Origin of the sequence: Massilia violaceinigra (genome assembly GCF_002752675.1) — a bacterium.
In the GTDB taxonomy this organism is placed as follows: domain Bacteria; phylum Pseudomonadota; class Gammaproteobacteria; order Burkholderiales; family Burkholderiaceae_D; genus Telluria_A; species Telluria_A violaceinigra.
The window spans coordinates 5,063,974-5,089,473 of sequence record NZ_CP024608.1 but is presented as its reverse complement, the minus strand read 5'-3'; the positions used below and the strand labels follow the sequence as shown (position 1 = coordinate 5,089,473).

Below are 25,500 nucleotides of genomic sequence, written 5' to 3'. Positions count from 1 at the left end.
CGCCTGGCGTAGCCTGAGAAAAGCGACTTTCCCGCGCCATGTATCTCGCTCGCCCTGGCCACACCGACGGCCGGGCATCGATGCTGTGCGTACGCCAAACCTTGATACTTAATAGCCGAATACGGAAAACCACTATGTCATTCAAAAATAAAATCATCTTTGCCGCCCTCGTGGTCTTGTCCCCTGCCACTTATGCCCAGAACCAATTGGCGGGCGCCGGCTCGTCGGCGGCAGAAATCCTGTACACCTCGATGGCCGCCGCGTACAGCAAGTACGCCCAAGTGGGCGTCAGCTACCAGTCCAGCAGTTCCACGGACGGCTTACAGCAGGTCAAGAGCCGCAAGGTGGACTTCGGCGCCACCGATGTTTTCCTGTCCGCGGATGAACGCAAATCGGGCAAACTGCTGTGTTTCCCGACTGCCGTCTCCGGCATCGTGCCGATCATTAATGTGCCCGGCGTCGCCAGCGGACAGCTCAAATTGACCGGCGAGCTCCTGGCCGACATCTTCAGCCGGAAAATCACGAAATGGAACGATCCCAAGCTGCAAGCCCTCAATCCGGGACTGACCCTGCCTGCCCTGCCGATCACCGTCGTGACCCGCCAGGACAGCTCGGGCACCACGTTCAACTTCACCGATTACCTCAGCAAAAGCAGTCCTGACTGGAAAGCCGCCTACGGCAGCAACTACAGCATTGCCTGGGTCGCGGGAACGACGCCCGTCAAAGGCAGCTCATCCGTGGTGGCCGCACTCAAGCAGACCGCAGGCGCGATCGGCTATGTGGACTACCAGTATGTCTCGAAGAACAAACTGAACTTCGCCATGCTGAAGAACCGCGACGGCAAGTTCGTCACCCCAACCGGCGCCGGCTTTTCCTCGGCGATGAACAATAGCGGATGGGCGACCAAGGGCGCCTACGAAGAAATGCTCACCGATAAGCCCGGTGCCGGCAGCTGGCCGATCACGGCCAGTACCTTTGCCATCGTCCCGCTGGTCAGCAGCAAGCCCGACAACACCGTGGCCGCCATCAAATTTTTCACCTGGGGCTTCGTTCACGGCGATGACGCCGTCGGCAACACGGCCTTCGTGCGCCTGCCCGATAATGTCCAGGGCCGCATCTTCGGCGAGCTGACCACCATCACCGACACCGCGGGCGCGCCGCTCAAGTGGTCGCTGGCCGACATGCTCAAGATGCGTTGAGTGCGGCTCAATTGGTGCGGCTCGTCGAGAAACCGGACGGGCTGACCATCAAGGAGAGGTGGTGGTACCCCACCGTGCAGCCGATCGTGCACCTGCGCGGCGGCTGCTATTTCGGGTCTGGCAATACCACCCGCGTTACGAGAAATCGACGAGCTCCGCCTCGGTAAAACCCGCGCGGCGGCGCGCGTCGAGATTGAACGGCCCCTTCAGTACTGGCGCTTCGTAGCGCAGCGCCAGTTCGGCGTACGCCGTCTGCGGATCGAGCCCGCGCTGTTCGCACAGATAGCGGTACCAGCGGTTGCCGATCTCCACATGCCCGACCTCGTCGCGCAAAATGATGTCGAGGATCGCTGCCGCCGCCATGTCGCCCGCCTGCGCGATCTTGGCGCGCAACGGCGGAATCGCATCGAGTCCGCGCGCTTCCAGGGTGCGCGGCACCAGCGCCATGCGCGCCACCACGTCGCCCTTGGTTTTCTCGACCATCTCCCACAAGCTGTCGTGCGCCGGGAAGTCGCCGTACTGGTAACCGAGCACCTGCAGATGCGCGGCCAGCATCGAGAAGTGATAAGCCTCTTCCTTTGCCACGCGCAGCCAGTCGGTGTAATACTCCGCGGGCAGATCCGGGAAACGCCAGAGCGCATCGAGCGCCAGGTTCATCGCGTTAAATTCGATGTGGGCCAGCGAATGAACCAGCATCGCGCGCCCCTCCACCGTCACCATCGAACGCCGCCCCACCAGGCGTGGCGGTACCAGCAGCGGGCGCTCCGGCCGGCCGGGAATCGGACGCGTTACGTCGAATGCGGCGCCATTGTCCACCACCCAGCCGGCGGCCAGATGCGCCTGCGCCAGCGCGGCAATGAGGGCGGTCTTGGTGCCGGGATCGGGTTCAAGTAAGCACTGCAGCGCGTGTGCGCGCAGTTCCAGCGGTTGCGCCATCGTATAACCCTGTACGTATAAATCCGGGCAGTATACCAAGCCCGCCGGCGCGGATCAGAGCCAGGCCCACTTAATTGCTAATGATTCTCATTTAGCATAAAATGTTGGGCTTTTGCACGACCTCTTGAAAGTTTCACCATGACCGCACCCCGCCTTCGCCCTCTCTGCTTCGCTGTTTCCCTCGCCTGCGCCCAAGCCCAGGCACTCGCCCAGACCGGCGACGGCGGCGTGGTGGAAGCGGTCACCATCACGGCCGTGCGCGCCCAGGGCTTCGTGCCGAACTCGGTGTCGGCGGGGAGCTTTCGCGGAGCGAACGTGATGGATGTGCCCTCCACCGTCAACGTCATCACGCGCGAGGTGCTGGAACTGCAGGCCGCCGCCGGCCTGTACGACGCGCTGCGCAATACGGCCGGCGTAACGCGCCAGCAGAACGGCGGCGACACCTGGGACCAGCTGGTCATCCGCGGCATCGCGGTCGAGAACCGCACCAACTACCGCTTGAATGGCTCGGTGCCGGTCATGAATTTCTCCCAGGTGCCGATGGAGAACAAGGAGCGCGTCGAAGTGCTCAAGGGCGCCTCGGCGCTGTACTACGGCTTTACCTCGCCGGCGGGCGTGGTCAACTTCGTCACCAAGCGCGCCGGCACGGCCGCCGTCACCAGCGCCGGCCTGAAACTCGATGACCACGGCACGGCGATTGCCAATGTCGATATCGGCCGCCGCCTCGGACAGCAGCAGCAATTCGGCGTGCGCGTCAACGCGGCCGGTGGTGCGCTGGGCAGCTTCCTCGACAAGGTCGGCGACGGCAGCCGGCGCTTTGCCTCCGCCGCGCTGGACTGGCGCGTCGACAGCCGCCTGCTGCTCAAGGCGGACCTGGAATACGACCGCCGCAAGATCACCGAAGAAGTGGGCGTGGCGCTGCCCGCCGCCGTCAATGGCGTGATCGCCCTGCCGCGCGCGGTGGACCCGGTGCGCCTGGTCGGCCCGGACATCGCCAAATTCGACGCCACCAGCAAAAGCGTCGCCCTGCGTGCCGACTACGCGCTGGCCGAGGGCTGGGCGCTCACGCTCGAAGGCGGCCGCTCGCAGGTCGCGCGCGAACGCAACCTGGCGATCTTCCGCTTCACGAACGCTGCCGCCGTGGCGACGGGCGCCGGCCGCATCGCCGGCAATTCGCAACACAGCGTGGTCGATTCCGATATCGTGCGCGCGGAGCTGTTCGGCACCGTTAGCACGGGCGCCATCAAGCACGAGATGACGGTTGGCGTCAGCCGCACCAACAAGACCCAGGACCCGATCTACCAGAGCAACTACGCGGTCGCCGCGCAAAACCTGTACGACCCGGTCGCCATCAGCAACATCACTTGGTCCGCGCGCCCGGCCAGCCCGACCACCGCCGCCCTCGACACGCGCGACGACGGCCTGTACGCCATCGACCGCATGGAACTGTCGCCCCAATGGCAGCTCATCGCCGGTGCGCGCAAGGTGCGCTACCGCAGCACGCAGGGCGCGAACGACTACGCGGCCAGCAAAACCACGCCGATGGCGGCCGTGATCTACAAGCCGCTCGCCGAGCTGTCGTTCTATGCCTCCGCCGCGCAAGGCCTGGAAGAAGGCGAGCCTGGTCCGGCCGGCACCGTCAACCAGGGCGAACGCATGGCGCCCGGCGTGAGCAAGCAGAAGGAACTGGGCATGCGCTGGCGCGCCGCCGGCGGCACCCTGCTGTCGGCCGCACTGTTCGACATCGACCGTCCCGGCTACTACACCAACGCCGCCAATGTGTTCGTGGCCGACGGCGAACAGCACTATCGCGGCGTGGAGCTGGCGACCCAGGGCCAGCTGACGCGCCAGCTGGCGTGGCAAACGTCGGCCCAGTTCCTGCAGCCGGAATTCGCCGACATCAACGCCAGCTACAATGGCAAGCTGCCGGAAAACGCCTCGAAGCAAACCGCCAGCGCCTATCTATCGTATGCCTTCGACGACGCCGTGCCCGGGCTGTCGCTTAACAGCGGCATGTATTACACGGGCCGCCGGCCGGTCAATGACCTCAACCAGGCCTGGCTTGGCGGCACCACCTTGTGGACCGCCGGCGCGCGCTACGTCAACCAGACCATGGGCAAACGCACCACCTGGCAGGCCAACGTCGAGAACCTCGGCGACAAGCAGTACTGGGCCGGCGCCGGCGGACGGCTGGCCGCCGGTGCGCCGCGCACCATCAAGCTGAGCGTGAAGGTCGATCTGTAACGACAGCAGCACACGGAGCGCGGGTGACCGGCCCGACCCGCGCCGCGCTGATGATATCCGCCAACGCGCCGACGATAATGTCCATCCGGCGTAACGGGAATGGCCATTTTCACACGCATCTGCTAACCTCGATCCTGATCGAATGATCAGCGATGCGTCAAGGGCATGTGCAAGCATCCCGACGCTCACTTTCCAACCGGACGACCCCAGCCCCGAACTGCGCGCGGCCCTGGTCCGACGGCGCCGGGTACGCGAGGTACCCGGACCGCGCACTGCCTCTGGCAGGCCAGGAACAATCACTGGAGAGTCACATGAAGATGAGCGAATTGGCTGCGAGGCGCGCTCGCATGCATTGCCTGCGCACGCTGGCGGCAGCCGCGCTGGCCCTGTGCGGGGCGGGGCACGCGCAGGACACCCGCACCGTGCGCGAGCCAACGCTGCCGCCCGCGTGCGCGGTGCTGCTGCCCGAACCCGCCCTGCCCGGCCGCGACGATGCGCCGCGCATCCAGGCCGCCATCGACAAATGCAAGCCGGGCCACGCGCTGCATCTGGCGGCGCAGGGCGACAAGCGCGCCTTTACCGCCGGCCCGCTGACGCTCAGGAGCGGCGTGACGCTGGTGGTCGACGCCGGCGCCACGCTGTTCGCCAGTACCGATCCGGCACTGTTCGACCGTGGCCGCAACACCTGCGGCACCATCGACGCAGCCGGCACCGGCTGCCGCCCGTTCATCACGGGTGATGGCATCAGCGGTGCCGGCATCATGGGCGACGGCAGCATCGACGGCCAGGGTGGCCAGCGCATCGACGGCAAGCCCGAGACGTGGTGGCAAATCGCGCGCCGCGCGCAAAAGGAAAAGCTGCGCCAGAACGTGCCGCGCCTGATCCAGCTCGAGCGCTCGCAGGAGTTCACGATGTACCGCATCACCCTGCGCAATGCGGCCAACTTCCATGTGGCGATGAACCGGGTGGACGGCTTTACCGCGTGGGGCATCCGCATCGACACCCCGCACGACGCGCGCAATACCGACGGCATCGATCCCGGCTCCTCGCGCAACGTCACCATCGCGCACAGCCATATCCGCACCGGCGACGATAACGTGGCGATCAAGGCGGGTCACAACGGCCCGTCCGAGAACATCTCGATCCTGCACAACCGCTTCTACAGCGGCCATGGCATGTCGATCGGCAGCGAGACCAATGGCGGCGTGCACAACGTGCTGGTCGAGGACCTCGACATGGACGGCACCACGTCCGGCCTGCGCATCAAGAGCAACGACCGGCGCGGCGGCGTCGTCAAGGGCATCGTCTACCGCAATGTATGCCTGCGCAATGTGCAGTGGCCGCTGTATATCGATACTAACTACGTGCCCGCGCCGCCGGGCGACCTGATTCCCGACTACCAGGAGGTACGCATGGAGCGTGTGCACAGCCTCACGCCGGGACGCAACGTGATTCTGCAGGGTTATGACGAAAAACGCCCCCTGCGGCTCACGCTCGACGATGTGGTGGTGGACGGCAGCCCGGTGATGAAGATCGAGTTCGCGCACCTGGCCGGGCAGGTCAACCCTCCCGGCGCCAAGGGCATCGACTGCAGCAAGCGGCTGGTACCGTTCCCGGATGATGCGGCACGCGTCGCGAAACAAGGTGACGAACTGTTGTTGCCAAAATAAGTAAGGTCGACACCATGTACATATTAACGATTGCCCCCATCAGCGGCATCGCGCGCGCATGCGCCGCCGGGCTGACGGCCTGCGTGTTCTGGCTTGCGCCGGCGGCGCAGGCGAGTTCGGAACTGCGCTTTAACTTCACCAGCCAGCGCCAGCCTGGCGCAATCAGCGTGCCGTGGAACGATACGCAAGGCGCTCCGCTGTTCGATGAGGCGCGCGGCTTCGGCTTCGTCAGCCAGACCGGCGCGCAGCCGGCGCGCACGGTCCACACCGCGCAGATCCGCAGCGACGGCAAGGGATTCTTCATCAGCGAGCCGCGCTTCATGGCGGAGAACAAATTCGAGAGTCTTCATTACAACAACTTCGGCATGGCGTTCCGCATCAGGGCGGCGCCGGGCGCTTACGCGATCCGGGTGCGCACCACCTCCGATGCGCAAAACACCACGGTGTCGGTGTCCGGCATGCAGACCAGCCGCCTGTTGGGACGCGTATTCTGGGACGCGGCCGAGCTGATGCCGAACCAGACCCGCGTGGTCGCCAGCGGCAAGGAGTGGTCCTACCGCTACGTCAACGGCCAGCCATTCATCGATATCGAGATCGAGCCGACGCGGCCCGATTCAACAGTCGGGGTGGCGGAAATCGTCCTTACGCCGATCGCGCCGCAAGCGCGGCCCGCCGGTGTTCTGCCGACTATCTTCACCCTGGGCGATTCCACCGTCAAATCCTACACCTTCGACGAAGCGCCCATGAGCGGCTGGGGCCAGGTATTCGACAAGCTGTTCGACCCTGCCGGGGTGCGGGTGGTGAACTATTCGATGGGCGGGCGTTCGTTCCGCTCGGCGTACAGCGAAGGACGCCTGAACGACCTGCTGCTGGCCGGCCATGTGGGCGACGTCGTGATGATCCAGTTCGGCCACAACGACGAGAGCGACGACGCAACGCGGCGCTTCGGGCGCGGCGCCACCGAAACCATGTATGAGGCGATGCTCACGCAGGTCTACCTGCCGGCGATCCGCGCGCGCGGCATGGTGCCGGTGCTGGTCACGCCCATGTCGCGCGTGAATGGCCAGATGAAGCCGGGCGAGGCGTACGTCAATTCCTTCACCAGGCGCCGCTTTCCCGACCTGCTGAAAAAGCTCGGCGCCGAGCATCGCGTCACGGTGGTCGATCTGAACAAGCGCAGTGTCGAGTATTACAACCAGGCCGGCGCCGCCGCCATCACGGCGATGGTGATGTCGATCGAGGCTGGCGAAACGCCCGGCAAAACCAACGACGGCAGTTTCGCCAATGGCCACCCGGCCAACAAGATCGATGGCACGCACTTCAAGGAATCTCTGTCCAAACAATACGCGCGCATCGTCGCCACCGAACTGGCGCGGCTCGGCAAGGCGGGCGACCCGGTGGCGGCCGGCATGGCCGCGCTGCTGAAAGGCGAGGTGCGCGAGGCCATCGGCACCGGCGACTGGTCGCCGCTGCAGCCGGAGCTCGCCAACGACATTGCCAGCGGCGACAGTGCGTATTACCGCAACCAGTTCGAGAAGCTGCTGCAACTGGGCGCCTTGCGCAAGGATGCGCGCGGCAACGTCAATCCCGTCGCGGACATGCAGACGCACGAATTCATCGGGGCGCTGTGCCGGCTGATGGGCATCCCGGCCGCGTCGCTGCCGGGCCATGCCGACGGTCCCCTGTCGCGCGCGGAGATGGGCGCCATCCTCGCCGACGCCTATCACGCCAGGTTCGCCGGCAAGCCGCGCTACATGACCGCGTACAACGGCAAGACGGTGGTGCCGGGCGCGCCAGGCTACGATCCGAACCTCGACACGGGCGCGCAGGGAGCAATGTACTACCCGCTGCTGCGCTGGGAGCAGCTGGGCGACACCAGGGAGGTGCCGGCGATGTATGCGGACAAACTCAAGGATGCCTATGAACTCGGCTTGATCCGGTCCGAGGACGGCATCGAGCGCGGACGCATGGTCAACGGGCGGCTGCTGGCGCCCCAGGCGCTGGTTAGCCGCGCCAAGGCGGCCAAGGCGCTGTACTTCATGTGGGTGCTGGCGCAGCCGCCGAAGGCGGAGAACGACATAATCGCGAACGAGTAACGATGCAGCCATCCCGACCGGGCCGGCATCGTTCACGCACGCCCGCGAACGCGTTGACAACGCGCTTGCGGGCGACGGCGATCAGCGTGAATTAGCTGGAGAACTTGTAAAACAGCTGGGTCACGGCCGCGCGATAGGCCTTTTCTTTCAACATTGCGACCTGGGCCTGGTCGACCGCGGCACGCGAACCGCGCGAGCTGAAGTCGACATCTTTAAACGGCTCGGGAGAAAACATTTCCCACTGCCCGGTGCGGACATCGACCAGCGCCACTTTCAGGCGAATGCGCATGTGCTGGTTCTCGTCCGGAACCAGTGCGCCCAGGATGGGGACCCACGACACCACCTTGGTGGACATGTTTTCACGGCCCGATTCCAGGATGCCCCAGTACACCATCAGTTTTTCGCTGCCGCTGCGCGCCGCGGCCAGGCGCAGGTGGCCGGCGTAATTGGTCTTGCCCTGCCCTTCCTCGGGTACGCCGCTAAAGACGATCGGCCGGTAGTACTGCGAAAATGCCGTGACCATCGCTTCGTCGGGAATCAATGCCCCCGACTGCACCAGCATGACCGGGCTGTTTTTAGCGAGCGTCATTCTCTCACGCTTGTCCAGGGCCTCGCGGATCGCTTCTTCCGTGACCACCGCAGTCGGTTGAATACCGAGTACGTTAAATTCCGTCAGTTCGCCGCGGTACTGGGAACTCGCCGGCCGGCCGTATCCGCTCGACCTGTCCGGATAGCCGGAATCCGAAATGGAACGGGTAGCGCAGCCGGACATGAGCAGCAGCGCGCACAAACCGGCAACCGAGCCACGCACGACAGAACCTTGAGAAAACCGCATGATTATCTTTCTATTATGATTGTGAGCGCTGATGATACGGCAATTGACCGGCCGGGCTCGGCAAAAAAGCCGGTCCGCCCCGACTAGTTTGTTACCAGACGTTTCAAGGCGACCGCAACCCGTACCGCTGCTTTGGAAATGGCCGCCGCTTACGTGTTACCGCATCGTGTCATTTACATGTCAACCGATACGTCATGGCAAGCGCTATGGGTGTACGCGCCAGGAAGCGCCCGCTTTCAAGCGGATTTGCTCCTGGCCCGGAATTTGCAAAGATGGAGTTGGGGAGCGCAACCACCCGCGAGAGCGCAACTGGTGCACAGACCGGCATCCCCGATGGGAGCCGTGGCTGCCCGACTCCATGCCTGATAAACCGAAAGGAAATTGTATGCCTGTACGCCCGCACTCCGCCGTCCCAGAAGGTGTTTTTATCGTCATGCAGCAGCGCGGTCGCGACCGCGTCCTGTTTGAAGTCAACTCCGGGAAAATGGTCTCGATCCGCGTCGCGCCGCCAGGCACCGCTGGACCGGAAAACATGGCGACGGAGCAGGCTATTGAGCACAGCCGCCTGCTGATGGACACCAAAGGAAGCTGCTGATCCCCGTCCGGGCACCGTCCCTTTTCGCGCTGTCCAGATCTCCCTCCCCGTCTATCGCCGCCTTGCACTGGCTATCAGTGCATGGCGCAGCGCTTTCCCTCCTCGACACCGACAACGCTGCCGCCCGATGCGGCGCCAAACCGCCTGCCATGTCACGCCCAAAAAGTTTCAATAAAGCGGCGTGCACTCCTACACAGCCTCAATAATTCCTCTTACCTCGCCATCGCTTCCGCCTGCTTAACATGGGTCTCGGTTAAGCACATCACTTAGCCACTCATGGCCGCGATACCGCGGGGTCTGGCGTACCGGCCCCGGTGCGGGATCGCCTGCAGAAACCTGGTTGAAGGCGGCTTCGAGGCGACGCCAGACCGCCGGCGGGTCTGGATCCCTCCACATTGAGGAGTTCACATGTTTGCACATAACAAGCGCTTGCAATACACCGTCCGGGTCAGCGAACCGAATCCGGGGCTGGCCAATCTGATGCTGGAACAGTTTGGCGGTCCGCAGGGCGAACTGGCGGCGGCCTGCCGCTATTTCACACAAGCCCTGGCCGAGGATGATCCGGGACGAAAGGACATGCTGTTCGATATCGCCACCGAAGAGCTGAGCCATCTGGAAGTGATCGGCAATATCGTCGTCATGCTCAACAAGGGAGCAAAAGGCCAGTTGGCCGAAGGCGCCGACAAGGAAGGCGATCTGTACCGCAAGATTACCGGTGCCGGCAACGACAGTCATTTAACGCAAGTCTTATACGGCGGCGGCGCGCCGCTGATCAATTCGGCGGGCGTTCCGTTCACAGCCGCCTATATCGACACCATCGGCGAGCCGACTGCCGATTTGCGCTCGAACATCGCGGCCGAATCGCGCGCAAAAATCGTCTATGAACGGCTCATCAATCTCACGGAAGACCCTGGCGTCAAAGAAGCCTTCGGCTTCCTGATGACGCGCGAAATCGCCCACCAAAAGTCGTTCGAGAAAGCCCCGTACGCGATCGAACCGAATTTACCTTCCGGGAAAAAGGCAGGCCATCCCCGATTCGACAGCGTGTATTTCAATATGTCGCAAGGCGACGGCGAAGTGCGCGGTTCCTGGAACCGGGGCGAGGACTGGAACTATGTTTCCGACCGCGAGAAACAGGCGGCGGTCGATGGCGGTGACGGCAGTGCCGGTGTGGTTCTGCCGGAAAGCGATATCGCCCTGCTCAAGAACATGGCCCGGCGCACCATGTCCGACCCGAACGCCGAACCGGTGACCGGGGCCGAACTCGGGGCACGCGGCAGCGCCCCTGTTTAAGCGCGACATGCCCACGTGATCGACCCTTATTGACGATCTGAGCGAGAGTGCACATGGATGTATCTGCTGGCAGAACGCAGTTCGGTGCACGCCTCGGCCGGGTCTTGGGGCGCCGATGGGCCATCGGCGCCTTCCTGGTCCTGGGAGCAAGTGCGGTGGCGGTCGCGGCGCTGCTGCACCTGGCCTGGGAACCCGGTGCCGCATTGCGCGGCGCAGTCATTGGCGGTGGGGCGGCAGCGCTGGCGACGGCAATCGGCGCGCTGCCCGTCCTGTGCGCACGCGAATTCGGCAAGCGAACGTATGACGCCATGCTCGGTTTCGGTTCCGGCGTGATGCTGGCCGCGACCGCGTTTTCGCTGATCGTGCCAGCGCTGGCGGCAGCACGTGCCAACGGCGGCAGCGCCATGTCGTCGAGCATCGTCGTCGGCGCGGGCATCGCGCTCGGTGCCGTGCTGATCCTGATGCTGGAAAAGGTGGTGGGCCACAATTCGCAGACCCTGCTCGATGAGCGCCGGGTCAGCGCATCGGTCAAGCATGCGTGGATGTTCGTGGCGGCCGTCGCGCTGCATAATATTCCCGAGGGACTGGCTATCGGCGTCGCCTTTGCCGGCCCGGATGCCGGCGATGCCCGTACCCTGGCCACGGCCATTTCCATCCAGGACGTTCCGGAGGGCCTGGTCGTGGCGCTGGCCCTGCGCACGGCCGGCTACACCCGCATGACGTCGGTGTTGTTCGCTGCCGCCAGCGGGTTGGTCGAGCCGCTGGCCGCCGCATTCGGCGCCGCGATGTTCAGCGTGGCGACCGGCATGTTGCCGGGCGGCCTGGCGCTCGCTGCAGGCGCGATGCTGTTTGTGATTGTAAATAATGTCATTCCCGAGTCGCACAGCCATGGCAACGGCAAGGTGTCCAGTATCGCGCTGGTGGCCGGCTTTATCCTGATGACCATCCTCGATACGGCGCTGACCTAGCTGCCTCGTTTTACGCGCGCCGCGCCTGCCGAAGGCGCGGCACGCTTGCATCCGTCTGCCCCACATCGCCAAAATGCAGTACCCTTGTTAACGAAAAATTTGTTCAGGTTATTTTCACCGCATTAAGTGAATGACCCGGACAAGACGTTTGACAAATCATGCGGGGGATGAGATGGCACTGGCGACGGATCGAAACACTGGCGCGCGGGCATGGTCCGCGGTATCGATGGCGCTGGAAGGGATCAGGGCTGCGGTATTGGACCGTTGGGAAACGCTGGTGCGCAGCCATGTTGACGGTGCCCGCGAGCTGCGCAGACCGATCCTGATTAATACCCTGCCCTCCTTTTACAGCAACCTGATACAGGCACTGACGCCCGCCTACCCGCGCGACGACGCAACCAGTCACACCACCGCCGCCGCGGCGCACGGTGGAGAACGCGCGCGCATGACCAATTTCGGCGCGGAACAGGTCATTCATGAATACCAGCTGTTCCGCGAGGCGCTCGGCGAGGTCAGCAGCGCGCACCGACTCGCGCTCAGTCCGGCCGACTGGACCGTCATCGAGCGCTCCATCAACACGGCCATCCGCGAAGCCGTGCGCGAGTTCACGTCGATCCACGAGGACCTGCGCCACAAGATGGCGGCCGCCCTGTCGCACGACATGCGCACGCCGCTGGCCGTGATCGCCAACGGCGCGCAGCTCATCGGAGTGGCCGACGACCTGGCGCAGGCGAAACGCCTGGGCGAAAAGATCGCCGCCAACGCGACCCGCCTTGAAACCATGGTCGGCGAGGTGCTCGACGCCCTCACCACGCACTGCGGCGAGCGGCTTCCGTTGCACCTGAGCCGCTTCGACATGCGCGAACTGATCCTGCTCGTGCAGCGCGAGTTCGCCGACCGCTACCCCGCCGCGCTGGAAGTGGCCGCCATTAATGTGGAGGGCTGGTGGTGCCGCGATACCATGCGCCGGGCGCTGGAAAACCTGGTGGCCAATGCGATCAAATATGGCGACGGCGGCCCGATTCGCATCGAACTGAGCGAGTCACACGGGAACATTCTGCTGACCGTCCACAACATCGGCAATCCGCTCAGCGAGGAGCAGCGCGGCCGCATCTTCGATTATCTGCGGCGCGAACGGCAGGTGCAGGCGCAAGCAGGCTGGGGCATCGGATTGCCATTTGTGAAGCGCGCCGCGGAGAGCCATGGCGGCAGCGTGGCCGTGGACAGCTCGGCGCAAACCGGCACCACCTTCCTGATCGATGTGCCGGTCGATTGCCGCCCCTATGTCGATGGTAGTGAGCGCGCGGGTAGCTGGGAAGCGCCAACAGCGCCGCCGCCGGCAGCGGCGGCGGACGTTGCCGGGCTGCACCGCTTGCTTGAATGAACGCGGCCGGGCCGTTCGAAGCCGACGTCAGGCTTGTCCGCACGCGAAGCCACGCCGCTTGAGCTTGCCCGCAATCGCGACCCGGGCGCTGGCGATCCGGCTGCGCACCGTCCCCACCGGACATAGCATGGTGGCGGCGATCTGCCCATAGCTCATCCCCGCCAACTCATGCAGGAGGATGGCGGTCTTGTGCTCGGGAACCATGGCGTCGAGCGCGGCGTCCATGGCCGCGGCCATTTGCTTGCCGGCCAGGGCCTTTTCCGGGTCGGCGCTCTCGCACACTTCCCACTCCACGCTGCGCCAGTCGTCCAGCACGCCGGACTCGTCGGGCAAAAGGCGCTTGCGGCGCGCCAGGAACCCGAGGGCGCAGTTATAGGCGATACGGAACATCCAGGTGTAAAAACAGGACTGCGCGCGAAACGTGCCCAGCGAGCCGTACACCAGGATCAGGGTATCCTGCACAACATCGTCGGCATCGGCCGGGTCGCGCACGATTTTCAGCGCCAGCAGGAACAGCCGTCGCCGGTACGGCGCCACCAGCGCATCGAATGCGTGCGGCTCGCCGCGCCCTACCGCCTCGATCAGGGCCTGCTCGCTGCGGCGCGCGCTCACAAGTAGCCCCGGGCGCCAAGCCGGGCTCGCCGTGGCCGGCCAGTTACAAGTTCTCTCATAGGAAATTTGTCCGAAAAGGAACGCTTCAAGCCGCCATCCGGGTGCGGATGGCGGCCACCACGATTTACTCAGCAGCCGCGCTGCGGCTGGCGCCGGCATCAGCTGCCCGCACGGCTTCCGCGGCCTTCTTGCCGGCGATGAAAGCGTGGTCGGAGTTGTAGTACTCCCACTCGCTGTAGCGTCCGGCCAGCACGATGTCGTGCCGCGCCAGCCATTCCTTGACCGTGGCCACATTGGCGGCGCGCGCATGGTCGTAGACCACGTAGGCGTATGGCATGTCGACCTGGTTCGCGACGATTACCTCATCGCTCGCATCGATGATGCCGACCGCGATGCAGTCCTCGATGCAGCGTTGAATCAGGGCGTCGCCATCGAGCGGCAGCGGTTTCCACGGCGAGTACGAAATCTCGCAGGTCAGGCCGAAGCCGCCGGGCGGATTGCAGTGCGGGCTGGCGTTGCCCTGCACGAAGATGCGATGGAAAATCGTCTCTTCCGGATAGTAAATCCAGTGCTTGTCCGTGATATTGGCGCGGTTGATGCCCAGGTTGACGCAGCGGATCGAGATGTGGTTGAGCCCCTTGGCCGCCATGCGCACCTCTTCCGGCGCTTCCTGGCCGATCATCCGGACCAGCTCCGGCAGCGGCATGGTGCTGATCAGGTGCTCGTAGCGGATGCGGCGGCCGTCGGCCAGCGCCACGGTTTTCTCGCCCGGCAGCACCTGCGTCACTTCGGCATTGTGCTCGACCTTGCCTTCGATAAAGGGCAGGAAGCCGCTGACCAGCGCCTGGAAGCCGCCCCTGAGCGGATAACCGAAACGCGCGTTCGGTCCCATCGGTTTGCCGACCGGTTCGAGCGCGCCTTCGATGATCTCGGCCAGATCCGGCAGCGGCACGCGCCCGCCGAGCCAGGACGTTTCCATGTCCGTCAGCGGCACCGTCCACAATTTTTTGTTGTACGGAATGGCAAAGTGCCTGGCAATGCCGGCTCCCCACACCTTGTAGATGAACTCCTCGAAGTTGCCCGGCTTGGCTGGCGCCGCCGCGACCGCCGTGCCGCCCTGGGTGCCGGCCGGCAGTTCGACCCCGCCATCGGCGCAGCAATCCTCGACCGGCTTGGCCAGGTCGCATGCGGACGCCTTTTCCTTCTCGGCGCCGTAGCGCGCTTCGATGGCGCCGACGATGCACTCGGTGATCACCCTGGGCGGCAAGCCGTACAGCGCGCCCTGGAAGGGATAGCGCGTGTACACGTCCTTGCTGTAGACCCAGGCTTCGCGGTTCTGCCAGTGCAGGTTATCGCCCAGCAGCTTGTCGTACAGCTTGAGCACATACGGGTCGTTCGAGAACATGATGTGGCCCGCGTAATCGAACGTGAAGCCGCGGTCCTCGATCGAGCGGCACCAGCCGCCCGGGGTCGGGTTCTTGTCGAGCAGGATCGCATCCTTGCCCAGGTGGTAGGCCGCGGACAGCCCGGTCGGCCCGCCGCCGGCGATCACGCAGTTGTACTTTTGCGTGGTGGCAGTTGCGCGCAGCGGATTGACGTTGGCCGCATTGGTGCCGGCCGGGGCGCCATCGTGCCGTTCCTGGGCTGGCCGCGCGGTCAGCAGCGCGCGCATCTGGTCGGCGGTGGCGGCCCACGAGGTGCGCTGGACCACGGCGCGCATGTCGTCGACCATGTTCGCGCGCCGTTCCGGGCTCATGGCCAGCGCGTCTTCGCATGCGGCGATGAATTCCCGCGGCGAACGGGCGATGCTGACAATGCCGCCGTACGGCTTGACCACGTCCGTGATCGCGGTGCTCACGATCGGCAACTCGGCCGCCATGTATTCCAGCACCTTGGTCGGGCTGATGAATTTGGTCGATTCGTTCAGCGCGAACGGCAGCAGGCACACGTCCCACGCCGCCAGGTAAGACGGCAGTTCCTCGTACGACGCCTGTCCCATGTAGTGGATATTGCCGTTCTTCGGCAGCGAGGCCGGATCGATCTTGACCACGGGACCGACCATGACGAGCTGCCATTCCGGATGCGCATCGGCCACGGCTTTGAGCAGGTCGGTATCGAAGCGCTCATCGATCACGCCAAAAAATCCCAGGCGCGGCGTGGCCAGGCCGGCTTGCGACGGATGAACGCGCGCGCGCTCCAGGGCTTGCGAGAAATGGGCGACGTCCACGCTGCTCGGGAAGCAGTGCGTGTTCGGATTGCGGTCGCGCTTGGCTTCATACAGGCTCGGCCCGCCGGTAAAGACCACGTCGGCCAGGTTCAGCAGCGCCGTTTCACGCTGCAGCAACTGTTTCGGCGCGTTCCTGAACGCCGACAGCTCGTCCATGCAGTCGTACACCACCACGCGCGGATGCACCGATTGCAGCAGCGGCAGCGCCATGGGCGTGTAGCACCAGGCGATCGGGTCTTCGCCGGCGCTCACCAGTTCGGCCAGCAGCGGCTGCAGCAGCGGGATCTGGTCGTCGTGGAAGCCCTGCGCCGCCACCGGCGTGTGCGGCTGGTACACCGTCAGGTTCGGCGCCACCTGGCGGCTTTTGAGAAAACCGTCCCCCTCGTGGAAGATCGGCTCCTCGACCACCAGCACCTTGAAATGCTCCGCCAGGCGCGAGAGCAGGTGTTGCGGGCGTTGATACACGAAGTCCCAGCGCAGATGGCAGAACACGATGATGGTTTCAAGGGCGCTTCCCTTGGGGGCGTGGGCGGGAGCCCCGTTTTGTAGCTGGTCGTTCATGCTTACTCTCCTGGTTGAATATTGCGCGTTGCCGCATTGATTTGTTCGATTGGCACCTTGGGGGTGCGGTCCGCGCACAGCAGCCCGTTCGTCTCCTGGAACGTGTCGGCGAACTGGGTGTAGCAAAATCCGCTGAACAGCAAGGTGGTGTTGACCACTTCCAGCAGGCGCCGGTAGTGGTCGATGAAGCCGGCTTCCGAGTCGGCGCGCGAGTAGCCCCAGGTATGCTCCGCCGTCGCGCTCTTGTCGAAGGCGATGCCGCCGAACTCGGTAAGCACGATCGGCTGGCCGCGGTGCGGAAAGCCGTCCAGCGTCAGAATGCGTCCGGCCGGGCGGCGCTGGTCGAACAGGGTGCGCGCCGGCTCGGTCGTCTCGTAGCGCGAGCGCAGCTTCTCCGGATCGGCGTCGTAGTCGTGGATGCCCAGAATATCGGTGGCCGAGGCTTCCCAGCCATCGTTGCCGATCACCGGGCGCGTACCGTCCAAGGTACGGGTCAGGTGGTACAGCGCCTCGACGGCGTTGCGGTGGGCCTGGGTCGAGGTCAGGTTCGGCACGCCCCAGGACTCGTTGAACGGCACCCAGACGATCACGCACGGGTGGCTGTAATCGCGCTCGATGGCCTCGGTCCATTCGTGCACGATGCGGGTGATCGCCTTGGAACTGAAGCGGTAGGCAGATGGCATTTCTTCCCAGACCAGCAGGCCGAGCCGGTCGGCCCAGTACAGGTAGCGCGGGTCTTCGATCTTCTGGTGCTTGCGCACGCCGTTAAAGCCCATCGCCTTGGCCAGTTCGACGTCGCGCCGGAGGGCATCGTCGGACGGCGCGGTCATCAGGGTGTCGGGCCAGTAGCCCTGGTCGAGCACCATGCGCAAGGGATACGGGCGGCCATTGAGCATGAAGCGGTCGCGCGTGATCGCCACCGAGCGCAGCGCGGTGTAGGAGCGCACGCTATCCAGGACTTGTCCGTCGTGGTGCAGGGTCAGTTCTGCCGTCAGCAGGGTCGGACGCTCGGGGCTCCACAGCAGTTCGTTGCGCGAATCGTCGATGCCCGGATCGGACAGGGCAATCTTGCGGTTCGCCTCGTGGCCGATCAATTTATAGTGGTCGTCGGCCAGCAGGTTCTCGCCATGCCACAGCTTCACCTCGACGAACAGGTCGTCCATGATCTCGCCGCAGGCAAAAATCTCGCAGCCGATTTCATAGCCGTCGAAGATCGGGGTCCAGCGCAGCTTTTGAATGTAGGTGCTGGCCACCCGTTCCACCCACACGGTCTGCCAGATGCCGGTGGTGCGCGGGTACCAGATCGAGTGCGGATCGACCAGCCAGTCCTGCTTGCCGCGCGGCTTGGCCAGGTCGTGCGGATCGTCGATCGCGTGCACCACCACCGTTTGCGGTCCCTGCTCCATCAGCGAGCCGCTGATGTCGGCCGAAAACGGCGTGTGCCCACCTTCATGCTCGACCACCAGGTGGCCGTTGACCCAGACCCGCGCGGCGTAGTCGACGGCGCCGAAGTGCAGGATCACGCGGCCTTCGCCGGGCGCCATGTCGAATTCGCGCCGGTACCAGCAGGAACGGTGAAAGCCGGTGTGGCCGATCCCGCTGGCCGCCGCCTCCGGCGCGAACGGCACCGTGATCGACATGTCCCAGCCAATCGGGTCGGACGGCAGGTGGAACTGAAGGTCGTCGTCGAAAGCGAATTGCCATTGGCCGTTGAGCGATAACCAGTTATCGCGTTCAAGCTGGGGACGTGGGTACAGAAAATCGCTCAAAGCTGCGCTCCTTGATGTGATGCGGCCGGCATCAGAACCCGCCCTTCCCGGCCGATTGCGTTGTTGTAGTGGGTGAGGACCGCTGCGCCGGCCGCCGCCGCCGTGCCGGCGTCGCACAGCGCCACGCAGGCGCCGCCGAAACCGGCCCCGGTCAGGCGCGCGCCGTGCACCTGCGGCTGGGCGCGCATCAGGTCGCACAAGATGTCCAGTTCGACCGTGGACACTTCGTAGTCGTCGCGCAGGCTGGCGTGCGAGGCGTTCATCAGCTGGCCGAATTCGGACGCGCCGACACCCTGGACCGCGCGCGCGACGCGGGCGTTTTCGGTGAACACATGGCGCGCGCGCCGGCGGAACGGTTGGTCCACGCGGGCCAGCTGGTCCAGGCCGGCCAGGTCGCGCAGCGATGGCACGCCGGCGGCGTGGGCCGCCGTGCCGCACTCGGCGCGCCGCTCGTTGTACTTGGTGGCCGCGAGCGTGCGCGCGACGCCGCTGTCGATGACCAGCACTTGCGCATCCGGGGGCAGCGGCAGCACTTCGCGCACCAGCGTGCGGGTGTCGAGAAACAGCATGTGCGATTCGTCGCACAGGCTGGCCGCCATCTGATCCATGATCCCGCACTGCACGCCGGCATAGGCCACTTCCGCCTTTTGCGCCAGTTGCGCAATCTCGACATCGGTCAGCGCCAGGCCGAGATAGGTGCGCAAGGCGCGCAGAGTGGCCACTTCCAGCGCCGCGCTCGACGACAGCCCCGCGCCCATCGGCACGCTGGAGCGCACATGCACGCGCAGCGGCGGCACCGCGTGGCCGCGCTGCTCCAGCAGGCGGATGCAGCCTTCGATATAACGCCCGTAGCCCGACGCCAGGCGCGCCTGCCTGGCCAGCACGACTTCCTCGCCGGTTTGCGCCGAGTAGAAGTGAAAGGCGTCGTCCCTGCTCGGCGCCAGCGCGACATGGGTGCGCATGGGCGTGGCGACCGGCAGCACGAAGCCGTCGTTGTAATCGGTGTGCTCGCCGAGCAGGTTCACGCGGCCGGGCGCGGATTCCTCGACCGGTGCCGCATCGTCAAAAAACGTTTCAAAGGTCATCATGGCCATGTCATTCGTCCAGTGTGATTGGCACCATCTGCAGCTCTTTTGCCTTTTCCTCGGGCAGCACGTCCATCGCGAACATGCCCGCCCCGAGTTCCGTCCCGGCCAGGAACTTGAGACGCTCGCGCGTGCGGTACGGCGGGTAAAACTCGGCGTGCAGCTGGGTTTCCGGATGCGCCTTGCCGTCGAGGGGGGCCTGGTACCACGTCATCAGGTAGGGAAAAGGCCGCTGCCACAGTCCTTCGTACTTGAGCAGCACCGCCTTGACGGCGAGCGCCAGAGAGCGGCGCTGCTCGTCACCAAGCGCGGCGAAGTTCTCGACCGGATCGAGCGGCATGACCCACACCTCGTAGGGGTAGCGCGCACACGGCGGCACGAAGGCGACCGCGTGCTCGTTGCGGTAGACGATACGCAGAGCGTCCTTGACCTCGGTGCGCGCCATCCGGCACAGCAGGCTTACCCCGTACTCGGCGAAGTGCGCCTGTTCGCGTTCGAGCATGCGCTGCGGGATGGGCGGCACGAACGGATAGGAATAGATCTGGCCGTGCGGGTGGTGCAAGGTCACGCCCACTTCCGCGCCGCGGTTCTCGAACGGCAGTACGTAACGGATCGTGCCGCTGCGCGCGGCGCGTGTGGTGCGGTCGGCCCAGACCTGCAGCAGCAGGACGATGCGAGACACGCGCAGGCTGTGCAGGGGCGCACCGGGGTCCTGGGTAAACACCACCACTTCGCAGCGCCCGTTGGCGGGCGCGCTGGCCACGTGCAGGGCCGGCGGATTGTGCGAATCAGGGGCCAGCGAGGGAAAGCGGTTATCGAAAACGGCGATCTCGTAATCGCCCCGGGGCAGCTCGGTGGGATTGGCCGGATCGGTATTGACGGCAAGCGGGTTATATTCCGGCGGCGGCAGGAAGGGACGATTCTGGCGAAATGCGGCATACGCGACCCATTCACCACGCAAGGGATGCCAGCGTAAATGCGGATTGGCCTGGATCGACTCCGCCGATGGACTCGGCGCCGGGTCATGCGCGGTAATTGGCGCATTGCTATATAAGGTCAGCGCGCGCCCGTCGGGTTTTGTCAATTCGATGGTATGCATAGAGAGCCGGATTAACTTGCGCTTTTGATGAAGGTGTTTAAAAAGTGTAAGGAAATGTTAGCACGCGCCTCTTCCATATTATTTTTAACATAACGAAACATTTCCATAAGGTATGAAATAAACGTAACTTCTGGTTATCATTACAACTGTGAAGTTGGAGTTTGTAAGAGTGAAATGTGAATTGACGTTTCGTGACCTGAGTTCACAATAGGCGTACAAATGTGAGATTTGTCTTACACCAAAACGGGAAATCTTCTGGCAAGCACGATTCGCACGCGGTGAGCGCCTGATGCGCCATATGTGACATTTCTTGCTTGTCCGAGCGGTAAACCGAACAGAAAAGTTATTACACTTAACCAAGAATGATCATTTTGAATGGTAAGTTTTATTTCTTGAATGCACTATTTGTTCAATATCTAAAAGGAAATAGCGACAGCGGAACAAAATCGGCGCTGAGCCGTCATGGCGGCGGTCCGGCTGATGTTAATACTGCGGCTGGCAGCGCAATGTATTATGGAAATACAACGACATTTTGTCCAATGTCCGCAAATCTCCCCCGGATAAACCATGCTGCATGCAGCGTATATTCGGATATTCGATTTTTCTAACTGCTACGCTGTTTATCCGCTGGAGAATAATCGACAGAATGTGGATGCGGGTAGGCGTCACGGTGAAGTCCAGAGCCAGCAAAAATCGGCCCGTGCGAGAGTCACCATCATGGAGCCGTATAAAAATTTATGAACTTTTATACACTATTGTGTAAAAGCTATTTTTGCTTTAAGGGATGTTGCTACTCTATTACCCTCTTCGGCGGCCGCGCTGAGGGGACCGGCCCCTCCAAGCTCTTCAGGAACAGTTCACACTCACCGCAGTGCCGCAACCGCAGACCTATATGATGTTCGGCGCCGGTTTGCTAGCCCTGGCCCTGGTCGGCGCCGCCCACCGCCGCCCGGCTTCCCCGCCGAAGTTCGAGAGCTGATCCGACCTCCAAGAAACGTAACAGGGCGCAATCCGCCCTGAATAAGCCTCATGCTTCCCGCCGTTGCCACCAGATGGCCACAACGGCTAGGCATGACCTTATAACGATTTCTCAGGAGAATCCTATGACCACGACAAACGATGCACAACGCAGACTGCTGCTACAGGCCGCTGCCGGGATCGGCGCGGCTTGCCAGCTCGGACTCGGTAGCGCCAGCGCAGCCGCGCTTGCGCCTGCGGCAAGCGGCAAGCCCGGCGATTTCGACTTCCTGTCGGGCGAATGGAGCATCCGGCACAAGCAGTTGAAGGAAAAGAACTGGGAGTCGTTCGAGGGCGAAGCAACCGTGATCGGCATACTGGGCGGCCTGGCCAGCGTCGAAGAACTGCGCATTCCCGCACGAAACTTCAGCGGCATGGGATTACGCATTCTCGATGTCGAAAAAAAGCTGTGGGCCGACCATTGGTGCAACAAAAAGAACGGGGTGCTCAATCCGGCCTCGTGGGGCAGTTTTACCCACGGCGTCGGCACCTGGGACAGCACCGATATCGACGATGGCCAAGCGCTCATCACGCGCGGCGTCTGGGACCGGATCACGCCCAATTCATGCCGCTGGTACCAGGCCGTCTCGCGCGATGGCGGCGCCACCTGGGACAAGAACTGGATCATGGACTGGCAGCGGACCGCGATTCGTCAGCCGTGAACGCCGACATGATCGGACTGAATTTGCTATGCTCGCCTGACTAGGGCGGCGCATTGCCGTGCTGCCCGCGGTCGACATGAGATCGGATGACGCTGGCCATGCATATGGGTATTGACGATGTGGACGATGCCGCACGCGTACGCGCGCTTGAAGCGCTGGCCCTGCTCGACACGCCGGCCGAAGAACGTTTCGACCGGCTCACCCGCCTGGCCAGCGCGGCGCTCAACACGCCGATGGCGCTGGTATCGCTGGTCGACCTGGAGCGGCAGTGGTTCAAGTCGCGGGTTGGTCTGGCAGTGGCCGAAACGCCGCGCTCGATGGCTTTCTGCAGCCATGCGGTGGCCGGCCGCGAACTGCTGGTGGTGCCGGACACCTTGCGCGACGCCAGGTTTTCCACCAATCCCCTCGTCACCCAAGCGCCCAAGATCCGGTTTTACGCCGGCCAGCCGATTTTTTCCCTGGACGGCCATGCCGTCGGCACCCTGTGCGTGCTCGACACGGTACCGCGCGCGTTCAGCGCCGCAGAATCGCTCCTGCTGCGCGACCTTGCCAGCCTGGTGGAAGATGAGCTGAACAAAAATGCCCTGGTGAGCGCGCGCCAAGCCGCCGAACAGGCGCTGCAGCAATTCAATGCCGAACTGGAAGCGCGCATCGGCGAGCGCACCGCCTCGCTACAGGAAAGCAACCGGGCACTGACCCGGGAAGTGGCACAGCGCAAGGACATCGAAGACACGCTGCGCCAGAGCGAAGCGCGCAACCGCACCATCATCGAATCGTCGCTGAGCGCCTTCGTCAGCATCGACACGCGTGGCTGCATCTTCGACTGGAATACGGCGGCCGAACACACCTTCGGCTGGACCCGGGCCGATGTGATCGGGCTGGACCTGGCCACCACCATCATTCCGCAGCGTTTTCGCGCGGCCCATCATGACGGCATGGCGCGCTACCTGAGCTCGGGCGTGGGCCGCGTCCTGAACCAGCGCATCGAACTTCCCGCCTGCAAGAAAAGCGGCGAGGAAATCACCGTGGAAATGACCATCAGTGCGTTTCCCACCGCCGAAGGTGTGCTCTTCGGCGCGTTCTTGCATGATATCTCCGCCCGCCTCAACGCCCAAGGCGCCTTGCAACAGCAGCAGAAGCAACTCGACGCCGTGCTCGATACCATCGATGTCGGCGTCGTGGCCTGCACGGCGGACGGCCGGATCAATCTCTTCAACCATGCCATGCGCGATATCCACGGACTCGCCCACAACCACACCGCCACGCTGGCCTGGGCCGTGCACGACGATATGTTCCGTGCCGATGGGGTAACCCCGCTCGCGCCCGACGAAACGCCCCTGCACCGCTCCTTTCACGGCGAAGTGGTCCAGGACTATCCCCTGGTCATCGCGCGCGATGGCTACAAGCACAGTTTCCTCGCCAGCGGCCGCCCGCTCCTCGACGCCGAAGGCGCGCGCATCGGCGCGGTGGTGGCGATGAAAGATGTCACCGACCTCGCGCTGGTCCAGCACGAACTCAAGCTCAACGAACAGCGCCTGCTGGCCATCACCGAAAACCTGCCCACCCTGATCGGGCAGATCGACCGCAACGGCGTGTTCGTTTTTCTCAATTCGCGCGCCGCGCGCTTTTTCGGCAAACCGCGCGAGCAATTACTGGGGCACCCGGTGCGCATGGCCTACTCGGACGCCGAGTTTGCCAAAGTCGGTCCGCACATCGAAACGGCCATGGGCGGCACCCGGGCCTCGTTCGAGGGCGACATGACGGTCGAAGGCCGCTTGCTCTCCTACTATGCGTCGTATATTCCGAACCTCGACGCCGATGGCAATCCCAACGGCTTTTTCGCCATGGCGTTCGACATCAGCGAGCGCAAGGCCAGTGAAATTCGCCAGCGCGACAGCGAAGAACGGCTGCGCACCATTACCGACAACCTGCCCGTCCTGATTTCCTACATCGACCGCGATACCCGCTTCCAGTTCGCCAACGCCATGCACACGCAGTGGTACGGGGTGTGTCCCGCGGAGTTGATCGGCAAGACCGTCGAGGAAGTGTTCGGCCGCGAATTTTGTGCGCCGCGCGAAGCGTATTTCTATCGCTGCCTCGAAGGCGAGACGGTGCAGCTCGACATCGCCATTGCCAACGAAACGCACAACCGCGTGCTCAACATCCTGTTCATCCCGCACAAGCGCGGCGACGCGGTCCTGGGCGCCTATGTGCTCTCGACCGATGTGACGGCAACCCGGCGGCAGGAGCACCAGCTCACGGAACTGGCCAATACCGATGCGCTGACCGGCCTGCACAACCGCCGCCATTACGAAGTGCTGCTGGCCGCCGCCATCGAGCGCGCCGGCCGCAGCAAGCGGCCGATGGCGCTGGTGTATCTGGACATCGACCACTTCAAGACCATCAACGATACCCTCGGGCACGCCGGCGGCGACGAAGTGCTCAAGGAATTCGGCCGCCGTTTGAACGGCGCGGTGAGGAAAACCGACACCGTCTGCCGCCTCGCCGGCGACGAATTCACCATCATCCTGGAAAATGTGGATTCGGTCGCCGAATGCGAAACGATCGGGCAGAAACTGGTGGCGGCGATGGCGCTTGCGTTCGATATCCTCGGCCATCCGTGGAACGTATCGGCCAGCATCGGGATCGCCTGGTGCGCGCATCAGGCCGCCACGGCCCAAGTCCTGGCCACGCATGCGGACACGGCCCTGTATAGCGCCAAGCATGCGGGCAAAAACCAGTATCGCGTCGCCGGCGTGCCCTGACGATGGCACGCCGGCGGCGATTTATCCGCTTCCTTTAAGGCGACATCATGACCGTTTTCGCGGATTTTCTGGCGCAGATCGCCGCTCCACAGCATCGTGAACGTACCCGAGCCGTTCTCGATTGGGTAGCTGAACAGTTTCCGCATCTGGACCGGAAAATCGCGTGGAACCAGCCGATGTTCACCGATCACGGCACCTTCATTATTGGCTTCAGCCTGGCCAAGCCGCATCTGGCGGTCGCCCCGGAAGCGGCTGCGATCGATCATTTCTCCAGGGAAATCGTCGCGGCAGGCTATGGACATACCGGCCAATTGATCCGCATTCCCTGGATGGACGAGGTCGAATTTTCCCTGCTCGAGAAAATCATCGATTTCAATATCGTGGACAAAGCACGGTGCGACACGTTTTGGCGCAAGCAGGCCAAGCCGGCTTGTTCCTGACGACAGCCCGAGGACCGGCCATTTAACGCTGGGAACGCCATCC

Annotated in this window: 19 protein-coding genes; 12 read left to right on the top strand and 7 right to left on the bottom strand. The window is 63.9% G+C overall.

Features of this window, described 5'->3' with window-relative positions:
• Positions 1-134 precede the first annotated feature (134 nt).
• Positions 135-1,199 carry a phosphate ABC transporter substrate-binding protein PstS gene (gene pstS / locus CR152_RS21955; protein WP_099878513.1) on the top strand — a complete coding sequence of 355 codons (1,065 nt, stop codon included), beginning with the start codon at positions 135-137 and terminating at the stop codon, positions 1,197-1,199.
• A gap of 135 nt (positions 1,200-1,334) precedes the next feature.
• On the opposite strand, the gene CR152_RS21950 is transcribed toward pstS, so the two are convergent.
• Positions 1,335-2,135 carry a ferritin-like domain-containing protein gene (locus CR152_RS21950; RefSeq protein WP_099878511.1) on the bottom strand — a complete coding sequence of 267 codons (801 nt, stop codon included), beginning with the start codon at positions 2,133-2,135 and terminating at the stop codon, positions 1,335-1,337.
• A gap of 138 nt (positions 2,136-2,273) precedes the next feature.
• Here CR152_RS21950 and CR152_RS21945 point away from each other — a divergent pair, with 138 nt between their 5' ends.
• The 3 genes from CR152_RS21945 to CR152_RS21935 all read left to right on the top strand — a co-directional run bounded on the left by CR152_RS21945 (position 2,274) and on the right by CR152_RS21935 (position 8,145).
• On the top strand, positions 2,274-4,379 hold the full coding sequence (locus CR152_RS21945; protein ID WP_099878509.1) for a TonB-dependent siderophore receptor: 2,106 nt from the start codon (positions 2,274-2,276) through the stop codon (positions 4,377-4,379).
• A gap of 311 nt (positions 4,380-4,690) precedes the next feature.
• Positions 4,691-6,049 carry a glycoside hydrolase family 28 protein gene (locus CR152_RS21940; protein WP_229413503.1) on the top strand — a complete coding sequence of 453 codons (1,359 nt, stop codon included), beginning with the start codon at positions 4,691-4,693 and terminating at the stop codon, positions 6,047-6,049.
• Positions 6,050-6,063: 14 nt separating this feature from the next.
• Positions 6,064-8,145 (top strand): GDSL-type esterase/lipase family protein, encoded by a 2,082-nt coding sequence (locus tag CR152_RS21935; protein WP_099878507.1) that lies wholly within the window; start codon positions 6,064-6,066, stop codon positions 8,143-8,145.
• 91 nt (positions 8,146-8,236) lie between these two features.
• Here the strand turns inward: CR152_RS21935 and CR152_RS21930 are convergent, their stop codons facing one another.
• Complete coding sequence (locus CR152_RS21930; protein WP_099878505.1) at positions 8,237-8,980, bottom strand: lipoprotein YafT; 744 nt, start codon at positions 8,978-8,980, stop codon at positions 8,237-8,239.
• Positions 8,981-9,365: 385 nt separating this feature from the next.
• Between CR152_RS21930 and CR152_RS21925 the strand changes: the two genes are divergently transcribed.
• From CR152_RS21925 to CR152_RS21910, 4 genes are all read left to right on the top strand, one after another.
• The gene (locus CR152_RS21925; protein ID WP_099878503.1) at positions 9,366-9,575 is read left to right on the top strand and encodes a hypothetical protein; all 210 of its coding nucleotides are present in this window, start codon (positions 9,366-9,368) and stop codon (positions 9,573-9,575) included.
• 408 nt (positions 9,576-9,983) lie between these two features.
• The gene (locus CR152_RS21920) at positions 9,984-10,868 is read left to right on the top strand and encodes a manganese catalase family protein (RefSeq protein ID WP_099878501.1); all 885 of its coding nucleotides are present in this window, start codon (positions 9,984-9,986) and stop codon (positions 10,866-10,868) included.
• Positions 10,869-10,921: 53 nt separating this feature from the next.
• Positions 10,922-11,836, top strand: coding sequence for a ZIP family metal transporter (locus CR152_RS21915; RefSeq protein ID WP_099878499.1), 915 nt, complete (start codon positions 10,922-10,924; stop codon positions 11,834-11,836).
• Positions 11,837-12,092: 256 nt separating this feature from the next.
• Positions 12,093-13,220 carry a sensor histidine kinase gene (locus tag CR152_RS21910; protein WP_208640173.1) on the top strand — a complete coding sequence of 376 codons (1,128 nt, stop codon included), beginning with the start codon at positions 12,093-12,095 and terminating at the stop codon, positions 13,218-13,220.
• 27 nt (positions 13,221-13,247) lie between these two features.
• Here the strand turns inward: CR152_RS21910 and CR152_RS21905 are convergent, their stop codons facing one another.
• The 5 genes from CR152_RS21905 to galT form a co-directional block, all read right to left on the bottom strand.
• Entirely contained in the window at positions 13,248-13,832 is a 585-nt protein-coding gene (locus CR152_RS21905) for a sigma-70 family RNA polymerase sigma factor (RefSeq protein ID WP_157778650.1), read from the bottom strand.
• A 124-nt stretch (positions 13,833-13,956) separates the two neighbouring features.
• Positions 13,957-16,620 (bottom strand): NAD(P)-binding protein, encoded by a 2,664-nt coding sequence (locus CR152_RS21900; RefSeq protein WP_099878493.1) that lies wholly within the window; start codon positions 16,618-16,620, stop codon positions 13,957-13,959.
• 2 nt (positions 16,621-16,622) lie between these two features.
• A complete protein-coding gene (locus CR152_RS21895) occupies positions 16,623-18,389 on the bottom strand; it encodes a glycoside hydrolase family 2 protein (RefSeq protein WP_099878491.1) in 1,767 nt (588 codons plus the stop codon).
• On the bottom strand, positions 18,386-19,477 hold the full coding sequence (galK, locus tag CR152_RS21890) for a galactokinase (RefSeq protein ID WP_208640172.1): 1,092 nt from the start codon (positions 19,475-19,477) through the stop codon (positions 18,386-18,388). Before galK ends, CR152_RS21895 begins: the two co-directional genes overlap by 4 nt.
• A 7-nt stretch (positions 19,478-19,484) precedes the next feature.
• Complete coding sequence (gene galT / locus CR152_RS21885) at positions 19,485-20,573, bottom strand: galactose-1-phosphate uridylyltransferase (protein ID WP_099878489.1); 1,089 nt, start codon at positions 20,571-20,573, stop codon at positions 19,485-19,487.
• 871 nt (positions 20,574-21,444) lie between these two features.
• On the opposite strand from galT, the gene CR152_RS35070 reads away from it, so the two are divergent.
• The 4 genes from CR152_RS35070 (at position 21,445) to CR152_RS21870 (ending at position 25,457) form a co-directional block, all read left to right on the top strand.
• On the top strand, positions 21,445-21,552 hold the full coding sequence (locus tag CR152_RS35070; protein WP_157778649.1) for a hypothetical protein: 108 nt from the start codon (positions 21,445-21,447) through the stop codon (positions 21,550-21,552).
• Between the two features lie 124 nt (positions 21,553-21,676).
• Positions 21,677-22,252, top strand: a complete 576-nt coding sequence (locus CR152_RS21880) for a hypothetical protein (RefSeq protein WP_099878486.1) — start codon at positions 21,677-21,679, stop codon at positions 22,250-22,252.
• Positions 22,253-22,350: 98 nt separating this feature from the next.
• Positions 22,351-25,017, top strand: coding sequence for a sensor domain-containing diguanylate cyclase (locus CR152_RS21875; protein WP_167399936.1), 2,667 nt, complete (start codon positions 22,351-22,353; stop codon positions 25,015-25,017).
• 47 nt (positions 25,018-25,064) lie between these two features.
• Positions 25,065-25,457 (top strand): iron chaperone, encoded by a 393-nt coding sequence (locus tag CR152_RS21870; protein WP_099878481.1) that lies wholly within the window; start codon positions 25,065-25,067, stop codon positions 25,455-25,457.
• Positions 25,458-25,500: the final 43 nt, after the last annotated feature.